Source organism: Bartonella sp. AA16NXGY, from assembly GCF_042197325.1.
Taxonomy (GTDB): Bacteria; Pseudomonadota; Alphaproteobacteria; order Rhizobiales; family Rhizobiaceae; genus Bartonella.
Genome location: NZ_JBHIRR010000027.1, coordinates 1 through 9,521 on the forward strand (window position 1 = coordinate 1; position 9,521 = coordinate 9,521).

Below are 9,521 nucleotides of genomic sequence, written 5' to 3' on the forward strand. Positions count from 1 at the left end.
TCCGCGTTCAGAAGATAAGGTTCCTGTGTTTCCGTAAGTATAGAGGAAGAAACCGGTTTGTTTTTCTTCTTCTTTTCCTAAGACAGATGTTCTGATATTGGCTAAAAGCGCGTTTTGTTTAGCCATATCGGTTAATCCACTATAGAAGAGAGCATTTGGCATGACTAAGTAACTGGCCGTTTGTGCTACAGGGACGATCACACTTGGACCAGAACCAGAATCCGTTTCAAGAATTTCTTTATGTAAGCGGAAATCCCAGAAATTTTCATTCTTTTCATCAAAGAGGCTTTGTGCAACATCGGCTGTACCGTGGCTTGACTCTGGTCCATAGGCCGTTAGCGTATATTTATAAGGCAAACGATTTCTTGTGGTATAGCCATTTACGAGTTTGAAAGAGTCTTCTCGTGCTTTTCCAGATACTTGAATGAGCGAGAGGCCACCTATATTGGAAGGATCAGCAGCATTGACTACACTACTTTCATCTCCTGAATCGCTTTTGATATAAACTGTTGTGGAGCCTGAGACATCACCGTGGATCAGAAGTCTATCGGTTTTTTGATCGGCACTTGCTACGCCATCACTCCAAGCAATGTTGAAGTAAATCTTTGCGTCACCAGAGGCGTTGTAGACTTCTTGCGTATCTGGTTTACCAGAACCTATATGCAATGTGTGATAATGATCTTCTGTTGGTCCATTAAAGATAATAGAGCTGTTATCGAGATTAAGCGTAGAAATATCGGAACGAGATCTTTGAGCAATATCAAGCAGATTGCCATCATCATCTTTTTCTTTTGTACTGGTCTTTAGTGTCCATGTTGTCTTGTTTTTTAGATCAAAATGTACATTTCTGTCTTTAGCAATATTCGCTCTGCCCTCTAGAGTAGACTGATCAGCGCTTAAGGTGAAGGTGCCATTGGAGATCGCTTTAACCTCTTTATTGTTCCAATAATTGTCATTTTTCCAAGATTTTGGATCTTCGAAAAGACCATCTCTTAACAATACATCAGCATGGATTTCTGAATTTTTGAGATTTGCTGTACCGATTGATAAAGTTGGAATATCTTCCATGTTTGTGTTAGTAAAAGCTCCAACAAAAATTCCTGTGCCATTTTCAACGTGAATATCTGCATTGGTTAAATTGATTTCACTGCTTTTACGTTTTTGTGGATCATCTGGATAATCTAGATCAGGATTAGAGAGAGCTATAAATTGCAAACCAGCAACTCCTGCTATCATAGAAGTATTCACGACATCAATATGTCCGTTAAATGCCGCCCATAGTGCAACTTTTTTTGCTTCTATTTTATTTTTTATTGTATTCTCTGCTGCTCCAATATAACCATTCGTCATCTTAATTGTGCTATTATTTCCTGCAAAAAGACCAACATCAAAATTTTGAATGATTGTTTTACCATTTAATTCGATTGCACTATCAGTTTCTGCAACGTTTACACCAACGGTCATTGTTTTATTTTCACTACCAGTTATTGTTAAATCTCCGCTAATGATTTTACTTCCACCGTCTGCATAAAACCCTTCATCGACATTTTGAATGGTTGTTTTGCCCATTAACCTAACTTCACTACCAGAGTCCGATGTCCATATACCAGTGCGTTCGTTGTCGGAGCCTTCAAGTGCTTCACCACCGATTATCGATAAGTTTTCGCTAATGATTTTACCACCGTTAACTGCTCCAAGGCCGTCCAAAGTATTGTTAATTATTGTATCACCATGCAATTGAATTGTGCTGTCATTGCCACTTACAAATACACCGCTTCCTTTTCCCTCTGTTGTTAGAGCAACATCTGTGGCATCAATATGCCCACCGTTGATTGCGAATAACGCTGTTTTGTTCGCGGCTACGGATCCTCCCGTCATTATGATCTTAGATCCTGAACCGTCTGCAAGGAGTCCTTCGCCATTAGATGATATAATGTTAGCATTGTTTTTTAAGATAATCGTACTGCTGGCTTCGGCGCTTCCTCCTACATCATGTCCACTAAATGATCCTCCTGAGACCGTTATTGTTGAGTGATCATTTGCAACTATACTGGCGGCTGCTTGAGTCACTGTTACATCTTTTAAAGTGACGGTACTTTTATCTGCTTTTATTCCAAAGTTCAGTAACGCATCGTCTTTATTATTCGATATCTTCACACCTTCTAGCTTGTTTTCACCGCTGTTACTGTTTAAAAAGCCGGCACCAACTAGAGAAGTTTTAATGGTCCCTCCAGTCATGTTTATTGCGCCACCATCGTTTGTTGTAAGTCCAATTTCACTATTACTAATCGTTGTTCCTTCAAGCAATTCAACTACACTGCCTTCGCCATTAGAAAATACACCAGACGATATATCTTCGTCACCTAGAGATACATCTGTAACATTTAGAGACACATTTGTGACCGTAATATGTCCACCATTTTCAGCAACCAATGCATTACCTTTCCCCGTGACGGTTCCTCCCGTCATGCTGATGGTGGAGTTTGAACTATTTGCATAGAGTCCAATGTTATCAGATGATGTAATGTTTGCATTGTTGGTTAAAGTGATGGCGCTGCCGTTTTGAGCAGATATTGTTGTATTTTGTGCATGAAATGATCCTCCTGAGGCTGTTATTGTCGAGTGATCATCTGCAACTAAGGCATTGGTTGCTTGCATGACGGTTACATCTTTTAAAGTGACGGTACTTTTATCTGCTTTTATTCCAAAGTTCAGTAACGCATCGTCTTTACTATTCGATATCTTTACACCTTCTAGCTTGTTTTCGCTGTTGTTACTGTTTAAGAAGCCAGCACCAACTAGAGAAGTTTTAATGGCTCCTCCAGTCATCTTGATTGCACCATCGTTTAGTGCTTGAAGCCCGAGTGCACTATTACTAATAGTTGTATTTCCAAGTAATTCAATTACACTGCCTTCACCAACAGAAAATACACCAGACGATATATAGTCGTCACTTGGAGCCACATCTGTGACAGTTAGAGCTACATCTGCAACAATAATATGTCCACCATTTTCAGCAACCAATGCATTACCTTTCCCCGTGACAGTTCCTCCCGTCATTGTGATGGTGGATTTTGAACCTTCTGCATAGAGTCCAACATTATCAGATGATGTAATGTTTGCATCATTGGTTAAAGTGATAGTGCTGCCGCTTTTAGCAGATATTGTTGTATTTTGTGCATGAAATGATCCTCCCGAGATTGTTATTGTCGAATCATTCTCTGCAAATATACCGGCGGCTGCTTGAGTCACTGTTACATCTTTTAAAGTAACGGTACTTTTATCTGCTTTTATCCCAAAGTTCAGTGGCGTATCGTCTTTATCACTCGATATTGTCACATTTTCTAGTTTGTTTTCATGACTGTTACTGTTTAAGAAGCCAGCACCAGCTGCAGAAGCTGTAATGGTTCCTCCAATCATCTTGATTGCGCCATCATTTTGGAATGCAAGCCCGATTGCACTACCACTAATTGTGGTCTTTCCAAGCAATTCAATTACACTATTTGCGCCATTAGAAAATACACCAAATGACTTATCGCTATCATTTGTTTTTAGGGTAACATCTGTAACAGTAATATGACCACCATCTTCAGCAACCAAAGCACTCGCTTTTCCCGTGACGTTTCCTTCTATCATTGTGATGGAGGAGTTTGAATCTTTAGCATATAATCCAACATCATCAGATGATGTAATTTTTGCACCGTTTGTTAAAGTGATGGCGCTGCCGTTTTGAGCAGATATTGTTGCATTTTGTGCATGAAATGATCCTCCCGAGATTGTTATTGTCGAATCATGATCTGCAAATATACCGGCGGCTGCTTGAGTCACTGTTACATCTTTTAAAGTGACGGTACCTTTATCTGCTTTTATTCCAAAGTTCAGTGGCGCATCGTCTTTACCACTCGATATTGTCACATTTTCTAGTTTGTTTTCACGGCTGTTACTGTTTAAGAAGCCAGCACCAGCTGCAGAAGCTGTAATGGTTCCCCCAGTCATCTTGATTACACCACCGTTTTGTGCTTGAAGCCCGATTGCACTATCACTAATCGTTGTCTTTCCAAGTAATTCAATCATGCTACCAAGGTCATCAGAAGCTACACCAAGTCCATCACCATTTGTTTTTAGGGTGACATCTGTAACAGTAATATGGCCACCGTATGTTGTCGTTACTGCTTCCTCTTTCGCTGTAATGCTCCCTCCTGTCATTTCGATGATGGACTTTGAACCTTCCGCATAGAGTCCAGCATCGTTATATGATGTAATTTTTGCACCGCCAGTTAAAGTGATGTTGCCGCCGTTTTGAGCAAATATTGCTGCTTTTTCTGCATCAAATGATCCTCCTAAGACGTTTACTGTGGAATCATATGCATCTATGGCAGTTTGTGCTTGCGTCACTGTTACATTATTTAAAGTGACATTACTGTTAGTTGCCTTGATTCCATTGATTAGTGGCGCATCATCTTTCCCACTTGATGTCACTACATCTTTCAGTTCGTTTTCTTTGCTCTTGCTATCTAAAAAGAATGCACCAACTTTGGACGCTGTAATGCTTCCCCCAGTCATTGCGATTGCGCCACTTTCTTGTGTTTTTAACCCGATTGTCGCATCATTGATCTTTGTATCAGATAATTCAATCACACTGTTTTCACCTTGAGACAATGCGCCGAATCCACTCTCAATTTTAGTACCCTTATTATATGCAGGGTTATCCCCTTCTGTAGTAGGTGCACTTGTGGTATCTTCCTTAGCTGTTAGAGTACCACCCGTGACTTTAATATGACCACCGTCGTTTGTATACAATGCTGCGTCTTTTCCAGTTACGCTTCCCCCAGTCATTTTTATGGTGGTATTTTCATCATCGGCATGGAGTCCGTTACCATTAGATGAGGTAATGTTAGTACCGCCATCTACAGTAATGGTGGTGCCGCCCATAGCATATACGCCATCCATTTTACCTTCGAATGATCCTCCGGATACTATAACTTGAGAAACGACATCCGCAAGTATACCAGTTTCTGCTTGCTTAACTGTTACATTTTCTAAAGTGATAAAACTTTCGTTGTTTATTTCTATTCCAAGGAGTGATGATGCTTCATTTTTATTATCTGATATCACTACATTTTGTAGTATATTTCTACTATTCTTACTATCATCAATATAAACACCAGTTTGAGAAGCTGTAATGTTCCCCCCAGTCAGGTTGATGTTAGCGCCGTCTTTTACAGAAATACCAAAACGAACATCAGAATCAGTGCCTTGAATATTTAAGCCATTTAATTCAAGCGCACTGTTAGCACCTTCAACTGTTACAACATATTTATCGCTACTTGTGTCTGTATTTGTGTTTTTATTTCCAGTTACAGTTACAGTACTGCCGGTGATTTTTCCTTTGTCTTTTACATAAATAGTCTCGTACGTTTTTCCGGATATATCTTTTTCTTCGTTGGCAACGTCAAGAGTTTCAGCATGTGCAGTGAACTGGATGTTGAATAGTATGATAGCAGCCGCAGCCGTGCATGATAAAAGGGATGTTTTATACACCAGTATTCTCCTTATGAGAGCCCCCAAATATTCATTTCCCCGCAAACTTCATAAGAAGAAGTGAAAATGGATAGTTGTTATTAATTTCGATAATTGTCTTTATTTGGTAAGATATTTTTGGTTTTTTGTCAAAATTAAAAAACAAATGATATTAAATTTGTATTAATTTATATTTAACACACAATGTGTTTGTAATTATTTATATTATATAATTAAATTTATTGTAAATCTATATTATAGAAATTATAAATATTATTATAATACTTACATAAGTTATATTATTTTTTATAAAGTAATAATAGTATTTTCTGTAATACTTCTGCATTTTTATAACTTATCAAAGTAAGTTATGACGGTAATACTCAAACACTATTGCTAGCACTTTTGATTATTTATACCTTATTTATCATAATATTCTAATATATTTGATCTTGATATCCAAAGGAGTTGGGTGCTCTAGTATAAGAATACATTTTTTCTCCTGTTGGGGATATTTTAATAGTATACGACTAAGTTTTTATAAGCTGTTGATGTATCGATGACATTTGAAAGAGCCAGAGCCCAAGCTTATAAATCTTAATCAATGAAGATGCTTCAAGTTGAAGGCTTGAAATCAACAGTGCTTTTATATCATCAAAGTGCACCTTCATTGAAGGATTATTGCTTTTATTATTTCGAATTTTTGACATATTTTTGACAATAAAATCTAAAAAAATTGTCTCTGATGAATTTTTTAATATAAAAAATATGTAACGTTTTTATGGTGATAGGTTTATGAGATATAAAGTTGAATTGGTAATCACCGTGATTGCTTTTACTCTCTCTGGTTGTTTTAATCTTGATGCTGAAAAAATAAAAAGAGACAAGAGTCCTTATCATGATGCATTCATGGATTGGTCGATGAAAGAAAAGTCTCTTACAAAAAATTATACTGCTATCATTATGGCTGATCCGCAACCGTGGCGTTTAAACTCTGGTGATGCCAATGGAATATCAAACAGAGAGCCATGGTTAAAGATAAATGAGCAGGTTGCTGGTGTGATAAAAGCGCACAAAGCTGCATTCCATATTGTCAATGGTGATCTGACGGAGTTTGCACAACAAAAAAACTATGATGATTATGAAAATGTTTATAAAACTCTTGGAGCACCTGTCTATGAGGGGCTAGGGAATCACGATTATGCCAATAATGTTGGTAATTGTACAAATCCTCAAGAATTCAGCTTTTACAAAGATGCTTGTGCTATAAGTGCAGTTTCAAGAATGGTATCGGAAATCAAAAAATACCGTAGTCAATTATCGCATTTCAATGCAGATGTTACTGAAAGTTTGGTTCCCATTTCGGGTGGAAATATTCGCTCGATAAGGGGGAGTTTGAGTTATTCTTGGGATTATGGAGATGTTCACTATGTGCAGCTTCACAATTATCCAAGCTATACGGTTGGTTTGAAGGGGCAGTCTACAGAAGTGCAAATCAATAAATCTTTAGATTGGCTTAGGAACGATTTAGCTGCTGCTGATGCAAGAGGTAAAGTGACAATCATTAATTTTCATGATGCGCGTGCTGCTTCCATTGATGGTGAATCCTTTTTTATTCGTAAAAAGAATGCTAAAGATTTGTCGGTCTTTAAGTCAATTATTACCTCTCATAATGTTAAAGCAATCTTCGTGGGTCACACGCATTATCAGTCTTATTGCCGTGCGAAAAATGATAAGGTTTTTGGAAATATCCCTATCTATACAGCTGGTGCGCTTTTTAATGGAGATTATTACCTCATAGATGTGAAAGGCAAGACCATTCACGTTAAAGCCTATAATGGAGAAATAGGAAAACCGCTTTTAATTAAAGATCTTGGTGTTATAGGGAAAGACACCCAATTTTCGGCAAGTTGCAGTAAGTTATAATAGGATTTGTTTCTTTGTCTTAAAGCATGAGGGAAAAAACGTATTATATGTGCGGACTTGAAGAGCAGTAGGAGTGTCTAAATGTTACTTAGAAATAGAGTGAAAAATCAGACATCTTTTTTATATCTTTTTCAAAGCTGTTAAGATTTCAGGTTATACGCTATAAGTGCAATGATTTAATGTGAACTGAGCTTTAATACAAAGCAGAATAATGGTTTGTTATTCTATTTTTTCTTTTTAGGCTTTCATCTTTGAAGAAAGGGGAGTTTGTCAAGGGTGTGTTCATAATTTGCTAGCACATGTTGTCCAGAATTATCAAGAAGGCTGTTTCTATTAGTTTGTTGCGGTATAATTATCAAGTTATGCCCTTTGTTAGAGTTTATAATATCTACTCATGGGCAACTCTTTTCTTTTTCATAAGAAAAGCTTTTTATTTTGATCAATTTTTTACTTATAATCTTCAAACAATTGATGTTTTGTGATGCTATATAATTTCTCTTGATTAACCGTATGAACTTTTAGTTGTATTACAATTTTATCTTCTTCTTTTATACGTAAGTAAATCGTTACAATAATATGATACAAATATTGGAGTCTGTTTATAGCTGTTATGGTCTCATGCAATTATCCTTAGATGACTCTCACGTGTTTTGGCAGTTTTATCTTTGCTTTGAGAGAGGTGTAAAAAGGGGATTTTAAGAAGTTCCAGTTTAGAAAGAGCTTTTTTGCCCGCGAAAAGCTCTCTGATGCTGCCAAGGCTGGTATGGAACAAGCGGGCGAAGATCTGGCTAATTCGATTGTCGATGGCTTTATGTCGTCTATCTCACAATTGATGGATTTTTGTAAATCTTTGCCTAGCCGCATTAAGGGGTGGATTGGTTCCATTGATGTAAGAGAGTTTTTGCCAAGTTTTTTGGGGGGTAAAACAGCCATCCAACCCATCGTGCAATTTGCGGGGGCTTCTCCTGTAAATTCATCTGCGAGAGAGCAAAGAGACAAAGACCGTTCCCCCATCACACACAATCAAAATGTCACAGTGCATGTTAATGGGGCGCGTGAACCCATGGCCACTGGTCGTGCGGTTGCCCATGCTTTGCAACGGGCACGTGCCAATGCGCTGCATGGGGGAACAGAATGAGGGGAGGGAGCCTATGAGAGATCCTTTGATGATGTTAGGACCGCATCAATTTTATGTGGATTGGCTAAATTTCCAATCCTTTGAAGAAGAGTTTTCTGCCTCATGGGTTTGTATGGAGCGTTTTGGCAAGGCACCCAGTTTGCAATTTACTGGCTATGGCAATGATGCAAAGACCATTCATGGAGTTTGGTTTCCAGAAGAATTTGGTGACCGGGTAGCGATAGATGCCATCACTACAACTATTCGAAGAGCAAAGCCGGTCCAGATGCTTCGTTGGATTAATGATACGACCTATAGTGTCCTTCTCCATGGATCCGTAGTAATCACCACGATCAATAAAGACCATGACTATATCAGTCGCTCTGGTCAATCCCAGCGCATCCGCTATTCCATTACGCTCTTGCCCTTTTTTAATGGCGGAAAACCACAAGGACAATACCAAGAGAGACAAATCCAAGTGGGACAAACTTTATGAAGATACCAGAAAAACATGTTGTTGTAGAGCTAGAGGATATGAGCCTCGATCTCCTTTGCTTTCACCATGTCATGGCTGTGTTAGGGGACCGTTCTCAAGTTGGGGGACTAAACGGCTATTTAGAAGCCACACTGGAAGCCAATCCAGAGATTGCCAAATATGGTGTGTTTTTACCACGGGGCTTAAAGGTCATTCTGCCTGAATTTGTTAGCCAAGAGAAGAATAGTGTGGTGAAAAGGCTATGGGATTAAGGCGTTCACATCCTTTTATTGAGGTGAGGGTGGGGGATAAGCTTGTTCATGAGGTTTTTTACCAGCGTCTTTTAACCGCAACCATTACGGACCATACCGGTAATGAAGCCGATACATTTGAAGCAGAGTTTGATGATAGTGGCAATGATTTAGAGGTTCCCTCAAGCAACAGCACTCTGCAAGTGATTTTTGGCTATGAGAACAGCATCAG

5 protein-coding genes and 1 pseudogene are annotated in these 9,521 nt (G+C 38.5%); 5 read left to right on the plus strand and 1 reads right to left on the minus strand.

The window, feature by feature from the left end; all coding sequences use genetic code 11:
- The coding region (locus ACFINK_RS09500) for a right-handed parallel beta-helix repeat-containing protein (protein ID WP_375638840.1) at nucleotides 1-5,541 on the minus strand (5,541 nt) is incomplete at its 3' end.
- 774 nt (nucleotides 5,542-6,315) lie between these two features.
- On the opposite strand from ACFINK_RS09500, the gene ACFINK_RS08945 reads away from it, so the two are divergent.
- The 5 genes and pseudogenes from ACFINK_RS08945 to ACFINK_RS08965 form a co-directional block, all read left to right on the plus strand.
- Nucleotides 6,316-7,446, plus strand: coding sequence for a metallophosphoesterase (locus ACFINK_RS08945; protein ID WP_375638842.1), 1,131 nt, complete (start codon nucleotides 6,316-6,318; stop codon nucleotides 7,444-7,446).
- A 763-nt stretch (nucleotides 7,447-8,209) separates the two neighbouring features.
- Complete coding sequence (locus ACFINK_RS08950; RefSeq protein ID WP_375638844.1) at nucleotides 8,210-8,584, plus strand: hypothetical protein; 375 nt, start codon at nucleotides 8,210-8,212, stop codon at nucleotides 8,582-8,584.
- A 13-nt stretch (nucleotides 8,585-8,597) separates the two neighbouring features.
- Nucleotides 8,598-9,059 carry a phage tail protein gene (locus ACFINK_RS08955; protein ID WP_375610994.1) on the plus strand — a complete coding sequence of 154 codons (462 nt, stop codon included), beginning with the start codon at nucleotides 8,598-8,600 and terminating at the stop codon, nucleotides 9,057-9,059.
- Entirely contained in the window at nucleotides 9,056-9,310 is a 255-nt protein-coding gene (locus ACFINK_RS08960) for a tail protein X (RefSeq protein ID WP_375638846.1), read from the plus strand. The genes ACFINK_RS08955 and ACFINK_RS08960 overlap by 4 nt, the downstream gene beginning before the upstream one ends.
- Nucleotides 9,301-9,521, plus strand: a pseudogene (locus tag ACFINK_RS08965) (late control protein); the annotation flags it as partial. The gene ACFINK_RS08960 and the pseudogene ACFINK_RS08965, both read left to right, overlap by 10 nt.

Excerpts from the sequence above, each read along its gene's own strand:
- ACFINK_RS08945 (WP_375638842.1), top strand. The coding sequence starts at position 6,316 with ATGAGATATAAAGTTGAATTGGTAATCACCGTGATTGCTTTTACTCTC.
- ACFINK_RS08950 (WP_375638844.1), top strand. The coding sequence starts at position 8,210 with ATGGAACAAGCGGGCGAAGATCTGGCTAATTCGATTGTCGATGGCTTT.
- ACFINK_RS08955 (WP_375610994.1), top strand. The coding sequence starts at position 8,598 with ATGAGAGATCCTTTGATGATGTTAGGACCGCATCAATTTTATGTGGAT.
- ACFINK_RS08960 (WP_375638846.1), top strand. The coding sequence starts at position 9,056 with ATGAAGATACCAGAAAAACATGTTGTTGTAGAGCTAGAGGATATGAGC.